Below are 19,830 nucleotides of genomic sequence, written 5' to 3' on the forward strand. Positions count from 1 at the left end.
CGGCCGGTCAGGCCTTGAGGATCTGGGCCGAGTCGCCGAGCGAACTGCCCGCGATCAGTCCGGCGCCGACCAGGTTCAGCTCCTCGTCGGCGGCGGGACCGCGCAGCCTGCGGTAGCCGACCCGGACGACGAGGGCGCCGAGGACCAGCCAGCAGGCCTGCGGGGTGAGGATGAGAAGGCCGGTGGCGAGCATGACGCCCATCTGCCGGCGCGTGCCGCCCAGCAGCTGGATGGCCGCGCCGGGGATGGCCCAGAGCAGCATCGTGCGCACCGCGTCCGGGTCGCTGAGCCCGCTCTTGATGGTGTCGGCGTACACCTTGGCGACCGGTGGGATGAGGCCCTGTCCGAAGTAGGAGCGCCAGGCGAGGGCGACGACGGCCAGCGCCACGCCGAATCCGATGAGGGCGGCCAGGAACTGCTGGCGGCGCCCTTCGCGTTCGTACGGGTCCCAGGGGCGGTGCTCGCGGCGCAGCAGCCAGCCCGCCTTGAGGTCGTACCCCATGTCGGCGAAGGCCGGTCCGGTCGCGGAGACATAACCCACCAGGAGGGCGAGCGGTACGGACGGGATGCCGATGGCCAGCCCGAGAATGAGGAAGATCAGGGTGACGGCGAAGGACGGGAACCAGCCGGACTGCATCGCGGCGAGACCGACGATCAGCTCGTGCACCAGGGCGGCGAACGCGGCGAACAGCACCCAGCCGACGATGCCGAGCGGGCTCATCTCGCCGATCAGCCCGCCGAGCACGGCCAGGACCACCGCACCCGCGGTGAACAGCGCGTAGCCGCGGATGAGGGAGAGCCGCAGGGCGCGCTCGTCCACGGTGTACGCGACGGTCGGGTCCTGTGCGGGGTCCGGCGCCGGGGCCGGTGCGCTCCGTGCCTTCTCGGCGCCCGACTTCCGTTTGCGCTCGCGACGGCCGATCAGCAGGACGACGGCCTGGCCCAGGGCCACGATTCCGGCGCCGACCATGACACCGTGCGGAATGAACCCGGCGCCCAGGTCGGTGTGGAGGACATCGGGGCTGTACTGGCGCAGCATCAGGCCGATGCCGAACATCATCAGCGCCCAGACATTGCCCAGGAAGGCGACGCCGGCCGCGGAGAGCGGCAGGCTGAGAAGGGTGCCGGCCAGGCCGACGGCGGTGCCGCCGGCGAGGACGAGGGCGCGTCGGCCGCCCCGGTCGCCGGCCTTGATGGTCTCGGCGGCGGCCGTGCCGGGCGGCCACGCCGCGTCGGCCGGCAGCAGCCGGGAGCCGAAGGCGCGGTAGAGCACCCAGGCGTCCACGACCAGGCCGATGAAGGCTCCCGCGAGCATCGGCCAGACCAGGTCGGTGCGCCCGAAGACGTACGGGACGGCCACCGAGGTCAGCAGCGCGTTCGCGGAGGCGAAGGTGGCGGCGGAGATGGCGCTCTGGGCGAGGTTCTGCCGGTGCACGGAGCGCATCCGGCGCAGGAAGCCCAGCGGGATGCGTCCGATCAGCATGGCGACGAGGGCGCCGACCACGGAGGTGTTGGCCGAGATGCCGAGCTTGGAGACCAGGTCGATGCCGATGACGGCGCCGACGGCGGCGAGCACCACCAGGATCACCAGCATGACGGGTTCCAGGACGCGCGGGTGCGACCGGGTGTCGTCGGTGTCGGGGCCCGGCGGTGGGACAGGGTGCGGGGCGGAGACATGGTGCGCCATGGGGCACCCCCTTCGGTGAGCGTGGCAGGGGAGATCGTTCGGGGCGGGCCGGTCTCCCCGGTGGGTGCGCGCGGGCAGGGCCGGGCGCACCGTCGACGCGGGGAGGCCGCACGTGGAGCGGTGAGGGCGTGGTGCTGCGGTGAGGTGCCGGGAGGTGGGAGGGCTTGCGCGGATACCGACCGTTTCAGCCGCCGAGAGCGGCGGTGATCTCCGCCGCGCCGGCGCGTACCAGCGTCACGAGTGTGCCGGCGGCCCGGTCCACCCGGTGGGAGGGGCCGATGACCGTCAGGGAGGCGGGGACTCCGTCGCCCTGGAAGACGGGTGCGGAGACCGCGGTCACGGCTTCGTCGTACTCGCCGTGGCTGATGCTGTACCCGTCGGCGCGGACCCGCGCGTAGCAGCTGAGCAGGGCGTCCAGGTCGGTGATGGTGCGGTCGTTGAAGCGGGTCAGCCCGGTGGGGCCGTACATCTGCCGGATCTCGCGCTCGGGGTGGTACGCGAAGATGGTGTGTCCGGAGGCTCCGGCGTGGCCGGGCATGACAGCGCCGATGATCGCCGTGTAGCGCACCGGTCCGGTACCGTCGACGGCGGCTTCGCAGCGGTAGCTGCCGCCGTGCGGGACATTGAGGACGATGCTCTCCCCGGTCTCGCGGAGCAGCCGCGCGAGCACCGGCCGGGCCAGCGAGGAGAGCACCCCGCTGTGCTCGCTCACCCGCGCCAGGCGGGAGAGAGCGGGCCCCGGTCGGTAGCGCCGCGTGCGGTCGTCGCAGACGAGGAAGGCGCGCGCGGTCAGGGTGGTGAGCAGCCGCTGGACGACGGCCTTGTCCCAGCCGTGGTGACGGGCCAGCTCGCTGACGCCCCACTCGGGCCGTTGCTCGGTGAAGGTGAGCAGGACGAGCAGGGCCCGGTCCACGGTCTGGAGGACTCCGGGGGCCTGCGGTCCGGCTGGGGCCGGGGCGGTGTCCGTGCCGTGCTCCGCCATGGGCCGACCTCCTGGTTCGCATGTTCCGTATCGGTGCGGAAATCGCAACGACGTTGCGATTTCTGGCGAAAGAATGCGTGCACGGTCCACGGGTGTCAAGGGTTTGCCGGGAATTCGCCTCCGCTCCGTGAACGGGCAGGTCGGAGCCGGTGGCACGGAGATGGCGGAGCGGCGGCCCGGGAGCCGGAACGGTCCGGTCCGGTGCCGGACCCGGATGGTACGGCGACGGTGCCGGGCCTCAGCCCTCGCGCACGCCGGGCGCCAGCCGTACCGTCACCGTCTTGGGCCGCTGGTACTCCTGGAGCGCCAGCGCGCTCAGGTCCGTGCCGTGGCCGGACGCGCCGCGCCCGCCGTGCGGAAGCTCCGCCGTCTGCACCAGATGACAGTTGAGCCAGGCCTCGCCCGCGTCGAGGCGTGCGGCGAGATCGAGCCCCGCACCGAGACTGTCCGTCCAGACACTGGCCGCCAGGGCCTGCGGGACGCTGTTGGCCAGGCCGAGCGCCGCTTCCACCGTGTCCGCGTGCTGGACCGTGAGGAGCGGGCCGAAGACCTCCTCGGTGACCGTCGGGTCGTCGTCCGGGAGATCGGCCAGCACGAGGGCCGGACGCCAGTGGCCCCGCTCCTCGCCCGGTGCCACGGCAAGCGTCGCGGGCCGGCGACGTCTCGCGGACGACGAGGCGACGAGGGCGTCGTACCGCGCCACCTGGTCCGCGTTGTTCAGCGGGCCGAAGTCGCGGCCCGCCAGCCGGGCGCCCATCGCCTCCGTCAGCCGGGCCACCGCCTGCTCGTAGTTCTCCGTCAGCGTGATCACCCGGGCCGGAGCGGCGCAGCTCTGTCCCGCGTTGTACGTGGCCGCCGCCGCGAGCGAGTCGTAGGTGTCCGCCGGGGCGTCCGGAAGCACGACGGCCGGAGCGTTGCCGCCCAGCTCCAGGCTGATCCGGCGCGTCCCCGCCCGTGCCGCCACATCCTGGCCCGCCCGGCCGCTGCCCGTGAACGCGACCATGTCCACCGGGGATTCGACCAGCAGCCGGCCGGTGTGCCGGTCACCGGGCAGACACTGCACCACGCCCTCGCCCAGTGCCCGCGCGGCGTGTTCCGCCAGCAGCCGCAGCGAGTCGGGGGTGCTCTCCGCCGGCTTCACCACCACCGTGTTGCCCGCGGCGAGTGCCGGGGCGCAGCGCCAGGCCGCCATCATCAGCGGATAGTTCCACGGGACGATCACCCCGACCACGCCCATCGGCTCCCAGCGCACCCAGCTCTCGTGCCCGGCCACCAGCCGTCCCGCCGCGGGGGCCGTCCGGGTCCGGGCCGCCGTCGCGTAGAAGCGGAACAGATCCGCCACCTGTTCGACCTCGCCCGCACTCTCCGCGTCCGGCTTGCCCGTCCCGGCCCGCTCCAGCGCCGCGTACCGTGCCGCCCCGTCCTCGATCAGCGCCGCCAGCCCCTCCAGGCGCCGAGCCCGGTCCCTGGGTGTCAGGGCGCTCCACGCGCCGAGCGCCGTGCGGGCCGCCGCCACGGCCGCGGCCACCTCGGCCCCGCGCGAGAGGGGGGCGGTGCCGCGCGGGCGTCCCGTGCGAGGGTCGGTGAGTCCGGTGTTCATCGCTGCTCCGCTCGTCGCTTCCTGCCGCTCGTCCTTCACAACTCGTACGACCGCAGCCACAGTTCCAGCGTCAGCACCAGCCAGAGCTTGCCGCCCTGACGGGGCAGGAGCGTGCCCTCGCCCTTCATCCACGTACGGATCGTGTCGGGGCGGAACAGTCCGCGGCGGGCCGACTGCCGGCTCAGCAGCAGATCGTTGCCCAGCTCGCGCAGCGGCCCCGTCAGCCACTGCTGCACCGGCACCCGCATCCCGCTCTTCGGGCGGTCCACGACAGTGTCCGGGAGGAGGTCGCGGACGGCCTCCTTGAGGATCCACTTCTCCGTCGAGCCACGGAGCTTGTACGCCGGCGGCGTCGCGAAGGCGTGGTCGATGACCCGGCGGTCGAACAGCGGCGCCCGGCCCTCGATGCCCCGGGAGGCCGTCAGGCGCTCCACCTTGGTCAGGATGTGGTGCGCGCCCTTGGTCCGCAGATTGCAGTGCAGGAGCTGGTTGAGCAGATGGCCCATCCGGTGCGGGCCGCCCGCCCCCGGGCTCAGATACGGCTCGACGAACCGCTGGGGGGCCGGGGCGTCGCGCAGCGCGTCCAGTGTCCCCGCGGTCAGCAGCACCGGCAGGTCCGTCCAGCACTTGCGGTACGAGCGCAGATAGGCCGTCGCCCGGTCCTCGTCCCAGGGGGCGCCGGGTTCGCGGTGCATCTCCTGCACCAGCATCGGGAGGTTCTTCGGACCGCCGAACACGGGGTCGCCGCCCTCGCCGTTGAGCACCACCGAGGCGCCGTCGGCCGCCACGGCCTCCGCGAGCAGCAGGTTCGGGACCGTCAGGGGATCGCCCACCGGGCTGTCCAGGAGCCCGGCCGCCTCCGCGAGCCGTGCGGCGACCGTGTCCCCGGACACGTTCAGCACCCGGTGGCGGGTGCGGCAGTGGGCGGCCACCAGGCCCGAGTAGCCCAGTTCGTTGGGGAGTTCGTCACCGAAGCTGATGGAGTACGTATGCACCGGACGGCTGTGGAGCCGCGCCGCCAGCGCGGTCACGAGGGAGCTGTCGATCCCGCCGGAGAGCAGGACCGCCGCCGGCTCGGCCCGCGGGAGCCTGTCGGCCGTCGCCCGCTCCAGGAGCGACCGCAGGGCCAGGACATGCCCCGCCGGATCCCGCGGCGCCGGCTCCGCGAGCTCCTCGCGGGGTTCCCAGTACACCGTCTCGACGGCCGTGCCGTCCCTGCCCAGCCGCAGCACCCGGCCGGGCAGGACCTCCCGGACACCTGTCAGGAGTGTCTCCTCGCCCGGCAGATAGGCGAACGTGAGGAACGAACGGACCGCGGACAGATTCATCGATGTGCCGAGCGCGGGCCATCGGCGCAGCGCCCGGAGCGAGGTGGAGGCCGCCCAGGCGCCCTCGGCGCGGGCGTAGAAGGCCGTCCTCGCGCCCACCTGGTCGCGGATCACGATCAGGTCCGTACCGTCCAGCACCGCCAGGACGAACATGCCCTCGGCGAGCACCAGGCCCGCTTCGCCGAGCCGCGCCCAGCAGCGCAGCAGGAGTTCGCCGTCGGAGCACCGGGCGGGCACGGGAGCCCCCTCCGCGTGCAGCGCGGCCAGCAGGTCCGGGCGGTTGTGCAGGGTGACCTCGCCGGCCGCCGTCAGACCGTACGCGGTGAACGGGCCCTCCGCACGGCCGGGTTCGCCCGGGACCAGTCCGAGATCGGCCCCCGGTACGTCCACGGGGTCCCGGCGGTCCCCTGCCGCGCCCATCGCCTCGGTGTGCGACCGGGCCTGCCCGGTCGTCGGGGCCAGACTGACACACAGACGTGCCATGGACGGCTCCTTTCCCTGGTGTTCCTGTTCCGTACTGCCCTGCCCTGCCCGCTGCCCGCCGCCCGCCCCCCCCGGCCTCCGCCGCGGCCGGGGCCCGCGGTGTCGTGACGAGGCGGGGCTCAGCCGAAGTCGTCGTCGCTCCAGGCGACCTCGTCGTCGCTCCAGCCCGCGTCCCAGTCGTGGGACCCGCCGTCACCGGAATCGCCGCCCCCGCCCCCGCCCGAATCCCCCGCGGACGACTGGCTCTGCGCCTGCTGCTGGCGGAGGGCTTCCTCCTCCTGCGGGCTCATGCTCAGCGGCGGCAGTTGGGCGGCGGTGATGGCCAGCCCCGCCACGCCCAGGCCCGCGAGCATGGCGCCCGTCCTGCCGCCGAACGACGTCCGGTTGACCATCACCGTCTCACCGCGCCCCCACAGGGTGCGGCCGTATCCGATGTCCCGGGCGTACGTCACCGTCCCGTCGGCGAGGGTGCGTTTGATGATGCGGTCGCCGAGCAGTTCGTCGGTGCCCGAGGCGTTCCGGTTGTCGTGCCAGCGCACGAGGTGATGGTGGGACCGCTCGCGGTGGCGCCACTCCTCGCGCCCGTCCTCGTAGCGCCGGTGGACGCTGCCGTCGGCGAGCAGTTCGTCGGAGTAGCCGATCTCCTGGGGCCGGATCATCGTGTGTTCCTCGGGTCTGTGGGGCGGTCGTGGCCGCGGGGTTCGGGGCCCGCCGGAGCGGGGCGCCCGCGGTTCACGGGCGGGAGGCGCGGCGGTTCATGAGGCGGTTCATGAGGCGGGCCAGGTCAGAAAGCCCGTGGTGCGCAGCCCCCGCAGGTCGGTCCACAGGGAATTCCGGGGCGGTCGCGGCCCCCGCGTGAGGCGCAGCACCGTACGCACCAGGCGGGGCGCCGGCACGGCCGCGACCTGCGCGAAGCGCCCCCGCGCCAGCCACGCGGCCTCCTGGGGCCGCAGCGCCGGTGGCCGGGGCCCGCACGGCGCGGCCGGTGCCGGTCCGCGCCCGGTGGGAAGCCGCAGGGCTGCCGCGTGCCGGGGTACGAGTCCGATGGAGGCGACGCGGACGCCGGGCACGGGACCGAGCGCGGCCCTGATCCGTGCGGGAAGGCCGATGCCCCGCGGGCTCGCGTCGTGCAGCACATGGACCGTCGCACCCTCGGCCCGCTCCAGAGCCGTGCGCAGATGCGGGGCGAGCGGCAGGGCGTCCGCCGCCGCGAGAACGAGGCACGCCGCCTCCAGATGCACATGGTTGGCCAGCAGCATCCGGGCGATCGAACGGTCCTGGCAGACCAGAACGCGGGGCAACCCGTAGGCGTACAGGTCGGGTTCGCCGGAACCCGGCGCGGCCGGCGGCCGGGGAAGCGGCGGTGGCGCGGCCGGGACCGGCGGGAGCAGGCCGGCGACGCTCTCCCTGCCGCGCGCCTCCAGGGCGCGGGTGAACGCCGGCAGCCGCAGGGGAGGGGACGTCGTACGCGGGACACGGCTGAACAGGGCCGCGGCCGGGTTCAGGACGCGGCATGTCTCGTAGTAGAGCTGCCGTTCCGTGAACCTGATGCCGCCGGGGCCCGCGGCGCGGGCGGCGGCCCCGGTGAGGGCGAGATCGAGGAGACGGATTCCGGGCCGGTGGCCGGTGCGGGGAGCCGGGGCCGCGGAGGCCGCGCCTCCGGGAGCCTGGGGGCGTCGCGGGGTCATGCGGAGCTGGGCCTTTCGTTCCGGGATGTGCCGCTGCCGGGCCGGCCGGTGCCCCGCTCCCGAGCGGGGCGCGGCACCGGGGGCCAGCTGAGGAAGCCGCCGGTGTCCGCGTTCCGGGGGCCGGGGGGCTCGGCGGCCAGGGCCCGTTCCACCGCCCGTACGACGACCGATTCGAGAAGGCGCGGCGGCACGGCGGCGACCGGGCTCCAGAATCCGTCGATGAGCCACGCGGCGTCCGCCCCGGACAGACCCGCCACCGTGCGGAGCTGTTCCTCGTCGGCGGACCGGCAGGGCCGGGCGAGCCGTACGGCACCGGCCCGGCCCCGGGCCGCCGAGACGGGAAGTCCCGCGTCCACCACGACGCGGCCGGGCTGCGCGGCCCGGAGCAGCGGTGCCAGCAGGACTCCGGACGGGTCGGCGTCGTGCAGGACCACCAGCGGCAGCGCGGTGCGGTACCCGGCGAGTTGGGCGAGGGCATCGGTCAGCGCGGCGGAGTGCTCCGCGGCAGCCTCCGGGGCGGTGGCGCGCAGGAGAACGGCACCCAGCCGGCCCGGAAGGTCATTGGCCGTGAGGAAGAGCGCCGCCACCGGGTCGGTGCACAGGATCACGGACGTGGGCCGGGCCACCGGCGCCGCCGTACGGGCACGGTCCGTGCCACGCGGCCGGGGCAGCGGGTGCGCGTCGTCGAAGACGCCCCTCGGCAGGCTGCCGTACGCCGCTGACCAGGCGCCTGTCATCAGCCGGCGGAAGGTCTCCTCGGACGGGATCACCTGCGAGCGCGGCAGCTGACCGGGGCGATGGCGCATGACCGACGCGGCGACGAGGACCAGGAAGGCCGCGACCCCGGCGAAGAACGCGAGGTCACCGCCTGCCAGAACGGCGCACACCAGGAGCGCGGCGGCCACCGGCAGCGCCACCAGCCAGCGCAGCCCCGCCGGCACGCCCTCCGGCTCCCGCGCGCCCCAGGCGTAGTTGCGGGTACGGGACAGGTACCAGAGCTGGGTGAGGGTGACCTTCAGCCGGCCGTGATCGGTGGCGCGCTCGGCGATGCCCCGGATCCGGATGTCGTGCATGCCCGGACCGTGGACCGCGGGGTCGAGCGCGAAGCGCTTTTGGCAGCGCGGGCACACACGGCCCGCGCGCTCCTTGCGCTTGAGCGAGGCGGCGCACCGCGGGCAGATCACCGCCCACCCGGCCCGTCCGGGCCCGGCCAGGTCATGAAGCCCACGGACGCGGCACGGCGCCGTTCCGGATCGGCGTCGCGGGTGAGCTGTTCGCAGACCCGTGCGACGACGGCCAGCAGCCGGGCCGGGGGCATCCCGACGAGCGGAAACCGCCAGCCCTTGCCCAGCCACTCAAGCTCCCGCGCACTGTGTCCGCCGAGCGCGGCGAGTCGCGCCATGGTCGCCCGGTCGGGCCTGCCGCCCCGGTCGCGGTAGGGCACCGCCCGGTCGAGACCGCGGACCGACCGCAGCGGCAACCCGGCGTCGATCACGGTGCGCCGGTCCAGGCTCTCGCGGACACGCCGGGCGAGCAGCTCCCCGTGCGCGTCGGCGTCATGGAGCACGATCACCGGTCCCCGGGTGGGCAGGGCGCGCACCGTGCGGAGGTCCTCGGCGAGCGCGATCCCGTACCGGCCGGGCAGCCCGTCGGCGGCGAGGAACGCCAGGACGGAGCGGTCGGGACACAGGAGTACGGCCCGGGGCGGGGCACCGGGGAGCGGCTGTGTCCCGGCCGGGGAGGCGAGGGGCCCGGCATCGTCGAGCACCCCCGGCGGCAGAGCGCCGTACACGCGCCGCCAGGGTGCGAGCGCCTGTGAGCGGAACGCCGCACGGCTCATGGCGGGGATTCCCCGGCCCGCACCGGCGGCCCGCGCGGAGGCGATGCCCGCGGAGACGAGCAGCAGGACCCCGCAGACGACCGCGAGGAACACGGCCTCGATGAAGAGGGCGAGGACACCGGCCACCAGGCCCACGAAGAGCGAGGTGCCCGCGCACCCCGGCGCGTACGTGCCCTCCTTGAGGCGTTTGCGCGAGAGCGCGTACCACAACTGGTCCGGTGTCACCGCGATGCTGCCGTCCTGTGTCACCTTGGCGAGGACCCTGCGCACCCGTAGATCGCTCAGCTGCAGGGAGTTGCTCTTGGGGTCGAGCGCGTAGGCGCGCTTGCAGCGGGAGCAGGTGTTCCTGGGGCGCTCCTTGCGGAGCAGGTTCTTCTCGCAGTGCGGACAGATCACCGGCGGACCTCCAGAGCGGTCGCCATCCGGCGCAGTCGCGCGGCCAGACGTTCACGGACGGTGGTGGCGGCGATGCCGCGCTCCCGCTGGAGCCGTTCGATGTCGCGCAGGGCGGCGGCGAGCGCGCGGTAGTCGGTGGTGGCGGCCGCGGCCGGCCGGCCGGATCGAGCGTCGCCGCCCTCGGCGCGGCGCTCGGCGTCCCCGGCGGTGATCGCGTAGTCCTCGTGGTCGATCCCGTAGCCGGTGTTGGCCGCGAGGATGGTCAGTGGACCGGTGCCCCTGTTCGCGAAGGAGTGCGGCATCATCTCCGGGATCCTTATCAGCATTCCGGGAGTCAGCGGGACCTCGGTGACCAGACCACGGTCCCGGTCGTGGAGGCCGCAGGACGCGTGGCCGAGGCTGAGGACGAAGTGCTCGCCGCCATGGGCGTGCGGGGTGAAGGCGCTGCGCGGCCCCACGACGCCGAGCTTGACGGTGGCGTTCGAGGGGCGCTCCGGCGAGGTCGCCGCGTCGCCCACCAGATAGCGCGCGAACTGCCCGTCGTCGATGAAGCGGAGGAACTCCCGGTCGGACGCGAGCTCACGCGCGCCGTCGCGGTCAGCCAGCTCGACACTTCCGTCCGGCCGCAGGTGGTACAGCTCCACACCGCCGGGGAGTGCGCGCCACGCTCCGTGCGGCATGGTGTCGGATATGCCGTCCTGCGGCCGTCCGGACATCGCGGCTTCCCCCCCCCGTGGTCCCGATTCGCTGCGCAAGCGCATCGTATGGCGCCGGTTCACCACGGGGAGAGCCTTTGGGGTGACTGCCCGGAGAAGCGCGGGGAAACGGCGGGGGGAGCGGGGGAGGGACGAGGCGCGGCGGGCCGCCGGGCCCGGCCGGTACGGGGGCGACCGGCGCGCCCGGGAGCCGCCTCGCCCTTAGCCTGGTCCGGAGTGCTGTTTCTCCGACCGTGCCGCACGGCCGAAAGGTGAGATCGTGAGCGCCTCCCAGGACGAAGAGGGCAGGACGGAGCCCCGCGTGGGGCCCGAACCCCAGGGGGATCCGGAATCCCGGCCCTATCACCACCCGGCCGCCGGATGGGGTGCGGCCAGGAGCGTGAGCCGGTTCATGGTGCGCGAGGGCGTCCTCGCCGAGGGCCCGCGGGCGATCATGCGGATGAATCACGAGAACGGCGGATTCGACTGTCCGGGCTGCGCGTGGCCGGACGACACCAAGGGCCTGCATCTCGACATCTGCGAGAACGGCATCAAGCACGTCAGCTGGGAGATGACCCGCAAGCGCGTCGGCCGGGAGTTCTTCGCCGCGCACTCGGTGACCGAACTGTCCGGATGGAGCGACTACGAGCTGGAGAACCAGGGCCGGCTGACCGGGCCGATGGTCTACGACCCCGGGTCGGACCACTACGTCCCCATCAGCTGGAAGGACGCCTTCGCCCTCGTCGGGCGCACCCTGCGCGAGCTGGACAGCCCGCATCAGGCGTCCTTCTACACCTCCGGCCGGCTCGGCAACGAGGCCACCTTCCTCTACCAGCTGATGGCCAGGGAACTGGGCACGAACAATCTGCCCGACTGCTCCAACATGTGTCACGAGGCGAGCGGCCGCGCGCTCCGGGCGTCACTGGGCACCGGAAAGGGGACCGTCGACCTGAAGGACTGGGAGGCCGCCGACGCCCTGTTCATCCTCGGTGTCAACGCGGCCTCCAACGCCCCGCGGATGCTGACCGCCCTGGCGGAGGCCCACCGCCGCGGCGCGCAGATCGTGCACATCAACCCACTGGTCGAAGCAGCCGCCACCCGGACCATCATTCCGCACGACTTCACGGACATGGCCACCTTCCATGCGACCCGGACCAGCACCCTCAACCTCCAGCCGCGCATCGGCGGCGACATGGCGCTCCTGCGCGGCATGGCCAAGGCGATCCTGGAGCGGTCCGCCTCCGACCCCGGGGCACTGGACCGGGAGTTCATCGACCGGCACACCGCCGGCTTCGAGGAGTACCGCGCCCTGTGCGAGGCCACCCCCTGGGAGGAGATCGAGAAGCAGTCCGGAATCGGCCGGGACGGCATTCTCCGGGCCGCGGGCGTCTACCGCGCCGCCGACCGCTCCATCATCAGCTGGTGCCTGGGCGTCAGCCAGCACGAGCACGGCGTCGACACCGTCCGCGAGATCGTCAACCTCCTCCTGCTGCGCGGAAATCTGGGACGTGAGGGGGCGGGCCCCTCTCCCGTGCGCGGACACAGCAACGTCCAGGGCAACCGGACCTGCGGCATCGACCACCGCCCCTCCGGCGAGTTCCTGGACCGCCTCGCCGCGGTCTGCGCCATCCGGCCGCCCCGTGAGCACGGCCTGGACACCGTCTCCACCATCCGGGCGATGCACGACGGAGAGGTGAAGGTCTTCGTCGGGATGGGCGGCAACTTCGCCCTCGCCGCCCCCGACACCGCGTACACCCATGAGGCGCTGCGCACCTGCGAACTCACGGTCCAGGTGAGCACCAAACTGAACCGCAGCCATCTCGTCCACGGCCGTCGCGCCCTCATCCTGCCGTGCCTGGGCCGCACGGAGAAGGACCATCAGCGCGAGGGCGTCCAGAGCACGTCCGTCGAGGACTCGATGAGCATGGTGCATCTGTCCGTCGGCATGAAGCGCCCCGCCTCACCGCACCTGCTGTCCGAGCCCGCGATCATCGCCGGCATGGCCCGTGCCGCCCTGCCCGGCAGCGCCACGCCCTGGGAGTGGTACATCGAGGACTACGACCGCATCCGCGACACGATGGCCCAGGTCCTCGACGGCTTCGAGGACTTCAACCGCCGCGTACGGCTGCCGCTCGGCTTCCGTATCAAGCAGCCCGCCCGGGAGCTGGTCTTCCGCACCCACTCCGGCCGCGCCGAGTTCTCGGCCGCCGCCCTGCCCGACGTCGTCCCGGCCCCGGGGACGCTGGCCCTGGGCACGATGCGCTCCCACGACCAGTGGAACACCACCATCTACTCCGGAAACGACCGCTACCGGGGCATCAAGAACCTGCGCACCCTGGTCTTCATGAACCGGGACGACATGCGCGAGCGCGGAATCTCGAAGTTCCAGCCCGTCGACATCACCAGCACCGCCAAGGACGGGAGCCATCGCTCCCTCGCGGGCTATCTGGCCGTTCCCTACGACATCCCCCGCGGCTGCGCGGCCGGATACATGCCCGAGATGAACGTCCTGTGCGCGCTGTGCGACTACAGCACCCAGAGCGACCAGCCGCTCATGAAGCACGTCAAGGTCACCATCGCGCCCGCGGCCTGAGCGGGGAGCCGACCTGACAGGCGGTGGTGTTCCACGCTCCCGACGAGGGCCGTGACCGGCGGCCCGTGAAGCTCCGGGTGCCGTAGCCCCCGCTCGGCCTCCGCACCGCCGGGCGCCCGCGGCGCGTCGGGGAACCCGTCTCCCGCACCGCGTGCACGGCGCCCCGGGCGAACCGGGGACGCCCCGTCTGCGTCGAATGCGCTCATCCAGGTGGATTCGCTCCCTCGGGGGTCCGCGGGGGCGAATCCCGGCGGGATGATGCCGCAACGGAATGGCCCGACTGTTGGGAGATCCCTGGTATGGCTGTGCACGAACCCGAATCCGGCGACCTCGAGGACGCACCCCTGGATCTGGCCGGTCAGGAACTGGTGCGGGATCCGTTCACCACCTACGCGCGCATCGGCGAACGCGGGCCGATGGTGCGCGGGTGCGTGCGCGGTGTCGACCCGATGTGGGTGGCCACCCGGTACGACGACATCCGCACGCTCATGAGCGACCCCCGCTTCACGATCGACGCCGCGGCCGTCCCCGGCACACCGGTGGCACACCGCACCGAACAGACCTGGCAGGCCCGCGGGATGCACGCGGACAACGAGAGATATCTGCGCGCCGGGATCTTCGACGCGGACGGAGCCGACCACCGCCGCCTGCGCGGCCTGGTCACCGCCGCCTTCTCCCCCGGGCGGGTGGCCTCCCTGCGCCCCAGGATCGACACCATCGCCGCCCAGCTGCTGGACCGCCTGCCGGAGCGGGCCGAGAACGGTGTCGTCGACCTCGTCGAGCACTTCGCCCGGCCGCTGCCCATCACCGTCATCTGCGAACTCATCGCCGTCCCCGAAGCCGACCGCGACCGCTGGCGTGCCCGCAGCACCACCCTGACAGCAGGCGTCTGCGGCGAGGAGCTGGGCGACGCGCTGGCCGGCATGGTCGACGACGCCCACACCCTCGTCGCGAGCCATGCCTCGGACCCCGGGGACGACCTCATCTCCGACCTGCTCAGCCCCCACCGCGACGACCGGCTGAGCACCGACGAACTGGTCTCGCTCATCGTCAACCTCGTCGTCGCCGGGCACATCACCACCGTCAACCTCATCAGCAACGGCGTCGAGGCGCTGCTCAGCCATCCCGCCCAACTCGCCCTGCTGCGCGAGGACCTCACCCTCATGCCGCACGCCGTCGACGAACTCATGCGCTACTGCGGCCCCGTCGTGCGCGCGCTGCCCCGCTACGCCACCTGCGACACCACCCTCGGCAGCACCCCGGTGCGCGCCGGCGACGCCGTCCTGCCGATCGTGTCCGCGGCCAACCGGGACCCGGCCGCCTTCACCGACCCGTACCGCCTCGACATCACCCGCAACCGCCGCGGCCGCGAACCCCACCTCGGATTCGGCCACGGTGCCCATCGCTGCCTCGGAGCACACCTTGCGCAGGAAGAGGCCGCCGGCGCTCTGAGCGCGCTGTTCAGCCGCTTCCCCGGCCTGCGTCTCGCCACCGCCCCGGAGAACCTGGAACGAGGCACCAACCCCGTCAACTGGCATCTGAAGGCCCTCCCCGTGTATCTGTGACCCCTGGTCAGGGGCATGAGGGCCGCCCCGCAGCGAAAGGCGCCTGCCGGGTGGATAACCTGGTCAGGCGCCTCTTCCCGCATGTACGGAGGCTCTTGGCCTCCTCGCGGCAGATGTGTGTCCCGTGAGGGCGGGCCTCCCCAGCGGCACCGGGGCGCCACTCACTCCCGCAGCACCGGCTCGGTCGTGTCCTTGCCCAGGAGCTCGTGGAGCAGTTGCGTGGCGGGCAGCGCGGAGTGGAAGTACACGTACTCCCGCCGGTGCTCGACCACGGCGACCATCGTGCGCAGGGTGTCCACCGCGTCCTCCCGCTGCCCGGTACGGTGCTGGGCCTGGGCCAGCAGCCCCAGATGGAGGGGCAGGCGTATGTGGGTCCGGGACAGCCGCAGTTCGGCCAGCGAGGTCTTCATCCCGGGGATCCCCTCCCGCCGGCCGCCGTGCGCGAGCGCCCAGCCCAGCGGCAGGTGCAGCATCGCCTTCCAGTAGTACAGCCCGTGCTCGACGGCCAGCCGGACCCCTTCGGTGCCCGAGGACCGCGCCGTCTCCACATCGCCCTCCCAGGCGGCCACGACCGCGTCGACATAGAGGGCCTGGGCACGGTCCCAGGGCTTGCTGTCGTGCTGGGTCAGCCTCAGCAGACGCCGGCGCTGTTCGGCCGCCGCCGCACGGTCCTGCAGCAGCCAACGGGCGAAGACGTCGTAGCAGCGGAAGTAGACACGGGGATCGGAGCGGTACACGCCGTCCGGCAGCCGGCCCTCACGCGCGAGCCGGTCGGCCAGCCCGACACCCTGCTCCAGCTCCTTCAGCGCGTCGGGCAACAGGCCGCGGACGAAGAGCGCCGTACTCTCGCCGAACGACGCGCCCAGCTGCGCCGTCGGGCCGCCGGTGCGCTCGGCGATGTTCCTGAGCAGGGCGGACAGCTGCCGTGACTCGTCGTAGCACCCGCGCACGAGGAGCGATGCCCCCAGCATCGACAGGACCGCCGGGTCGTCGGACGTCTGGGGGGTCGGGAGAAGGGCGTGCCCCCGGGCGATCTCCGCCTCGGCCTCGGCATCACCGAATCCCCGGATCTGGCCCAGCAGACGGCCCAGCTCCAGGTGGAGGCGCTGTTCCAGGTCGCGGGCGTCCGTGCCGCCGCGCAGCGAGCCGGCCATCCCGACCGCGCGGCGCAGCCACAGCTCGCGTTCCCCGGAGGCGAGGCGGGACTCCGCGTTCTCGGCGGCGCGCAGCAGCCAGGGGAGCACCCGTTTCGAGGGCATGGCGTCCTTGCCGTGCCATGCGTGGTGGGCCACGCGGCCGATCTCCTCCGGAGCGCTCTCCGCATGGACCTGCGAGGACAGCGCGTCGGCGTACCGGGCGTGCATCTGGTGGCGCTCCTCGTCCGTCAGCTCGGCGGTGAGCACCTCCTGCGCCTGAGGAGGAGCGAGGCGGAGCCGTCCGGTGCGCTGCCGGTCGGGGGCGAGCAGGCCGTAGCGGATCGCCGACTCCACGACCGCGACGGCCGAATTGCCGCCGGTGGCACGGCAGAGCGGTTCGATTTCGCTGTCGGGCGAGACGACCGCGCACAGCCGCAGCAGCCGCAGGACCGGTTCCGGCAGCATGGCGAACTCCTGGCGAAGGACCTTGCGCGCGCACGTCACTATGAGGCCGAGGAGTTCCTCGGTGCCGCGCGGATCACGCAGGTCCCGGGCGTCACTGAGCAGGGAGAGCATCTGGAGGACGAAGTAGGGACTGCCCGTGCTCTGGTGGTGCAGTGCGTCGATGACCCGCTCGTCGACACCCGGCCCGGCATGCGCGTCGACCAGGGTGGCGACATCCTGCCGGGCCAGTCCCGCCAGCCGCAGGATGTCCGCGTTGGGGCCCTTGAGCACCTCGGTCATCACCCGGAACCGTGAGGCATCGGGCCAGGCCTCCAGGTCCCAGCCGGTCAGCACGATGCTGAGGGAATGCCCCTGGCGGCGGGTGCTCAGCAGACGGAGCAGGTCCAGCGATACGGCATCCGCCCAGTGCACGTCCTCCAGGAGCAGGACCAGCGGCCGCTGCGCGGCCAGCGTGAACAGGACTTCGCAGAGCGCGTCATGGGTGCGGAAGGAGTCGTGGGAGCTGTCCGGATCACGGTCGCCCCCGCCCGGCGGCGCGGCCTGCCCGCCGGGCAGGAGAGGGGCCAGTAAGGAGCCGAAGGGCGCGGCGGCGGCCCGGAACTCCTCGGGCCTGGCCGCCGCCAGCCGGCGCAGCACCTGGGTCCACAGCCAGTACGGCGGGACTCCCTCACCGCGGAAACAGCTGCTCCGGATCGTCTCGATGTTCTCGTCCAGGTGCTGGAGACGCTGGACCAGCTCCATCACCAGATGCGTCTTGCCGAGCCCGGAGGAGCCGAACACACAGGCCAGATGTCCACGGCCGGTCGCCGAACCGGATGTCGCGGCGACCAGACGCCTCAACTCCCTTTCGCGGCCCGTCAGCTGCGGCGGCATCGCCGGTTCGCCGAAGGTGAGGCCGGGCACCAGGGACAGCGTCTGTGCCGTACGGCCGGGATCCTCGGGCGTCTCCATGGTGTGCACGGCGGGTTTCCCCGCCGGTGGGGAAACCCCGGTCACCGGTGGGGCCCCGGCCGGGACCGTCGTCCGTCCGGGCAGCGGGAACGCGGTGACCCTGTTCAGCTCGTGCTCGCCCGCCGGGGCGAGCGCCCGGTGGCCGCCGAGTTCCTGCCGGAGCAGCGCGGTGTGGAGCTGCTGGAGTTCGGCGGTCGTGTCCACGCCGTACTCCTCGACCAGATAGTTCCGCGTCCACTCGTACACCTCCAGCGCCTCCGCCTGGCGGCCCGACCGGAACAGCGCGGTCATGAGATGGCCCACCAGGCGCTCCCGCGTCGGATGCTGACGCACCTCGCGTTCCAGTTCGGTGACCACCTCGGCGGTCTTGCCCAGGACGAGTCCGGCCTCGGCGGAGGCCTCCAGAGCGGTGAGCCGGACCTGCTCCAGGCGGGTGCTCTCATCGGCGAGCGGCTGGTGGACGGCGAACTCCGCGTACGGGGAGCCCCGCCACAGCGCGAGCGCCCGGGTGAGCCGGTCCCGGGCGGCGGCATGGTCCTGGCGGGCGAGGAAACGGCGCCCGGCGGAAAGGAGTTGCTCGAACTGGTGGACATCCACTTGTTCCGGGGTCAGTTCAAGGACATATCCAGGGGCCCGGTGGCGCAGTACTGCCGACCTGCCGGGCCCCGCCGCGGGGGCCAGCGCCCGGCGCAGGTGGGAGATATGGCTCTGCAGGGTGGCGACGGCCCGCTGCGGCGGGTCGTCCCGCCAGAGCTCCTCGATGAGGACCGTGGTGGGCACGACCCGGCCCAGTCTGATCAGCAGAAGGGCCAGCAGCGCCCGGCGCCGGGGCGGGCCGAGCGGAAGGTCGTGTCCCCCGCACTGGGCCGACATGGGGCCCAGGACCTGCAGCACCGGTCCGGAGGGGGCGGGCGGCGGTGGAAGCGGCGGTGCGGTCTGAGCCTGGCGTGCAGACATATTCGGCCCCATTCGTTCTCACGCTTGAGACTTCTCCGGCCAATTGATCTTAGAGCAGGACATGTACTTCCGCGTGAATCGTGTCTGATGAATGGCTAATAAACGATCACAGAATTGGCAATGCGATTCTCGTGTATGCCGATGCGACGGGCAAGCGAACGGCAATCGGACGGCAAGGATCCGGACAAGGGTTCGCGCCAAGGCATCAGCATTCCAGCCAGTACGCCGCAAGGGCGGTGTCGCAGCATGTTCCGAACCGACATCGCCGAGCGGGTGTTGGCCGACCACCGGTGCAGACCCTGGAGGCATCAACGTGTTTGCGATTCTCTTCCCTGGGCAAGGGGCGCAGTTTCGGGGCATGGGTGCAGATGTTTTCGGCCGCTATCCAGGCATCGCGAGATACGCCTGTGACGTCCTGGGCTATGACCTCGTCGCGCGGTGCCGCGACAATCGGGACGACGTGCTCTCGCGAACGGAGTGCACGCAGCCGGCCCTCTTCACCGTCAATGCGCTGCATACATTCGAGCGCGAGCGTCACGAGGAGAGGCCTGCCGACTGCTATCTCGGACACAGCCTGGGGGAGTACAACGCGCTCCTGGCGGCCGGAGTCTTCGACTTCGAGACCGGTCTGCGGCTGGTGAGGAAGCGCGGCGAACTCATGGCCGCGGCCTCGGGCGGCGGGATGAGCGCGGTCATGGACACCCCGGGTCCGCAGCTGCTCGACATGCTGAGGGCGGACGGCGTCGAGGAAGTGGACCTGGCGGCCTACAACACCGACACCCAGGTCGTGATCGCCGGCAGTGACAGGGCGCTGCGCGCGGCCCACGCCGCGCTCAAGGAGCGGGGCATCCGCTTCGCCCCGCTGCGGGTCAGCGCGGCCTTCCACTCCCGCCACATGGAACCCGTTCGCACCGAGTTCGAAAAATTTCTCGGTGAATTCACTTTCGCGGAGCCCCGGGCGACCGTGATCTCCAATGTGAGCGGACGGCCCTACGAGAAGGGCACGATCGCCCAGATGCTGGGCAGACAGCTGGTCGAACCGGTGCGCTGGTCCGACAGTATCCGTCACCTCCTTTCTCTCGACCCCGGGCTGGAGTACGAGGAGATCGGCGGGAACTCACTTCTCCGGATGGTGAAGAGTCTCGCGAAGACCGGTGCCCGGGACAATCTCAGGAAAAGCGGGGTGTGAGACATGGACCGAACGAGGCATATCCAGACTCTTATCGAGGATCAGTTCCTCGTGGAGTTCGATGATGAACTGACGGCTGAGAGCGACCTTTTCAAGGCGGGGGTGATGGACTCCTTCGGATACATTCAGCTCCTGAGCTCCCTCGAAAAGGACTTCTCGCTCAAGCTGACGGACGAGGAGTTCATCGCGAACATTTTCTCTTCGCTGGCGGCCATCGACGCCTTCATAGCGAAAAAACTCGCCGAGCGCGACGACCACTGAGCAAGGAGACCCCG

General features: G+C 72.4%; 14 protein-coding genes. 4 read left to right on the forward strand and 10 right to left on the reverse strand.

Annotated features, from left to right (window positions below):
* Positions 1-7 precede the first annotated feature (7 nt).
* From ABT170_RS18880 to ABT170_RS18920, 9 genes are all read right to left on the reverse strand, one after another.
* Entirely contained in the window at positions 8-1,687 is a 1,680-nt protein-coding gene (locus ABT170_RS18880) for an OPT/YSL family transporter (RefSeq protein ID WP_443034403.1), read from the reverse strand.
* Positions 1,688-1,871: 184 nt separating this feature from the next.
* Positions 1,872-2,669: an IclR family transcriptional regulator gene (locus ABT170_RS18885; protein ID WP_329946955.1), complete on the reverse strand. Its 798-nt coding sequence runs from the start codon at positions 2,667-2,669 to the stop codon at positions 1,872-1,874.
* A 238-nt stretch (positions 2,670-2,907) separates the two neighbouring features.
* The gene (locus tag ABT170_RS18890) at positions 2,908-4,269 is read right to left on the reverse strand and encodes an aldehyde dehydrogenase family protein (RefSeq protein ID WP_351868677.1); all 1,362 of its coding nucleotides are present in this window, start codon (positions 4,267-4,269) and stop codon (positions 2,908-2,910) included.
* 35 nt (positions 4,270-4,304) lie between these two features.
* On the reverse strand, positions 4,305-6,080 hold the full coding sequence (locus ABT170_RS18895) for an asparagine synthetase B family protein (protein ID WP_329946953.1): 1,776 nt from the start codon (positions 6,078-6,080) through the stop codon (positions 4,305-4,307).
* 119 nt (positions 6,081-6,199) lie between these two features.
* Positions 6,200-6,739 carry a hypothetical protein gene (locus tag ABT170_RS18900; RefSeq protein ID WP_351868680.1) on the reverse strand — a complete coding sequence of 180 codons (540 nt, stop codon included), beginning with the start codon at positions 6,737-6,739 and terminating at the stop codon, positions 6,200-6,202.
* A 108-nt stretch (positions 6,740-6,847) separates the two neighbouring features.
* Entirely contained in the window at positions 6,848-7,768 is a 921-nt protein-coding gene (locus tag ABT170_RS18905) for a hypothetical protein (RefSeq protein ID WP_351868683.1), read from the reverse strand.
* Positions 7,765-8,841: a serine/threonine-protein kinase gene (locus ABT170_RS18910; RefSeq protein WP_351868686.1), complete on the reverse strand. Its 1,077-nt coding sequence runs from the start codon at positions 8,839-8,841 to the stop codon at positions 7,765-7,767. The genes ABT170_RS18905 and ABT170_RS18910 overlap by 4 nt, the downstream gene beginning before the upstream one ends.
* A 107-nt stretch (positions 8,842-8,948) precedes the next feature.
* Positions 8,949-10,004, reverse strand: coding sequence for a hypothetical protein (locus ABT170_RS18915; RefSeq protein ID WP_351868689.1), 1,056 nt, complete (start codon positions 10,002-10,004; stop codon positions 8,949-8,951).
* The gene (locus tag ABT170_RS18920; RefSeq protein WP_351868692.1) at positions 10,001-10,720 is read right to left on the reverse strand and encodes a cupin domain-containing protein; all 720 of its coding nucleotides are present in this window, start codon (positions 10,718-10,720) and stop codon (positions 10,001-10,003) included. Before ABT170_RS18920 ends, ABT170_RS18915 begins: the two co-directional genes overlap by 4 nt.
* Positions 10,721-10,979: 259 nt before the next feature.
* Between ABT170_RS18920 and ABT170_RS18925 the strand changes: the two genes are divergently transcribed.
* Entirely contained in the window at positions 10,980-13,292 is a 2,313-nt protein-coding gene (locus tag ABT170_RS18925; RefSeq protein ID WP_351868695.1) for an FdhF/YdeP family oxidoreductase, read from the forward strand.
* A gap of 299 nt (positions 13,293-13,591) precedes the next feature.
* Entirely contained in the window at positions 13,592-14,857 is a 1,266-nt protein-coding gene (locus tag ABT170_RS18930; protein WP_351868697.1) for a cytochrome P450 family protein, read from the forward strand.
* 161 nt (positions 14,858-15,018) lie between these two features.
* Here ABT170_RS18930 and ABT170_RS18935 read toward each other — a convergent pair whose 3' ends face one another.
* Positions 15,019-18,366 (reverse strand): ATP-binding protein, encoded by a 3,348-nt coding sequence (locus ABT170_RS18935; RefSeq protein ID WP_329946945.1) that lies wholly within the window; start codon positions 18,364-18,366, stop codon positions 15,019-15,021.
* A gap of 313 nt (positions 18,367-18,679) precedes the next feature.
* On the opposite strand from ABT170_RS18935, the gene ABT170_RS18940 reads away from it, so the two are divergent.
* Positions 18,680-19,555, forward strand: a complete 876-nt coding sequence (locus tag ABT170_RS18940; protein ID WP_329946944.1) for an ACP S-malonyltransferase — start codon at positions 18,680-18,682, stop codon at positions 19,553-19,555.
* A 3-nt stretch (positions 19,556-19,558) separates the two neighbouring features.
* Positions 19,559-19,816 carry an acyl carrier protein gene (locus ABT170_RS18945; protein ID WP_266926867.1) on the forward strand — a complete coding sequence of 86 codons (258 nt, stop codon included), beginning with the start codon at positions 19,559-19,561 and terminating at the stop codon, positions 19,814-19,816.
* Positions 19,817-19,830: the final 14 nt, after the last annotated feature.

Source organism: Streptomyces sp. NPDC001787, from assembly GCF_040297465.1.
Taxonomy (GTDB): Bacteria; Actinomycetota; Actinomycetes; order Streptomycetales; family Streptomycetaceae; genus Streptomyces.

Bases quoted from the DNA above. Each gene is read 5' to 3' on its own strand.
- ABT170_RS18880 (WP_443034403.1), bottom strand. From the start codon at position 1,687: ATGGCGCACCATGTCTCCGCCCCGCACCCTGTCCCACCGCCGGGCCCC.
- ABT170_RS18885 (WP_329946955.1), bottom strand. From the start codon at position 2,669: ATGGCGGAGCACGGCACGGACACCGCCCCGGCCCCAGCCGGACCGCAG.
- ABT170_RS18890 (WP_351868677.1), bottom strand. From the start codon at position 4,269: ATGAACACCGGACTCACCGACCCTCGCACGGGACGCCCGCGCGGCACC.
- ABT170_RS18895 (WP_329946953.1), bottom strand. From the start codon at position 6,080: ATGGCACGTCTGTGTGTCAGTCTGGCCCCGACGACCGGGCAGGCCCGG.
- ABT170_RS18900 (WP_351868680.1), bottom strand. From the start codon at position 6,739: ATGATCCGGCCCCAGGAGATCGGCTACTCCGACGAACTGCTCGCCGAC.
- ABT170_RS18905 (WP_351868683.1), bottom strand. From the start codon at position 7,768: ATGACCCCGCGACGCCCCCAGGCTCCCGGAGGCGCGGCCTCCGCGGCC.
- ABT170_RS18910 (WP_351868686.1), bottom strand. From the start codon at position 8,841: ATGCACGACATCCGGATCCGGGGCATCGCCGAGCGCGCCACCGATCAC.
- ABT170_RS18920 (WP_351868692.1), bottom strand. From the start codon at position 10,720: ATGTCCGGACGGCCGCAGGACGGCATATCCGACACCATGCCGCACGGA.
- ABT170_RS18930 (WP_351868697.1), top strand. From the start codon at position 13,592: ATGGCTGTGCACGAACCCGAATCCGGCGACCTCGAGGACGCACCCCTG.
- ABT170_RS18935 (WP_329946945.1), bottom strand. From the start codon at position 18,366: ATGTCTGCACGCCAGGCTCAGACCGCACCGCCGCTTCCACCGCCGCCC.
- ABT170_RS18945 (WP_266926867.1), top strand. From the start codon at position 19,559: ATGGACCGAACGAGGCATATCCAGACTCTTATCGAGGATCAGTTCCTC.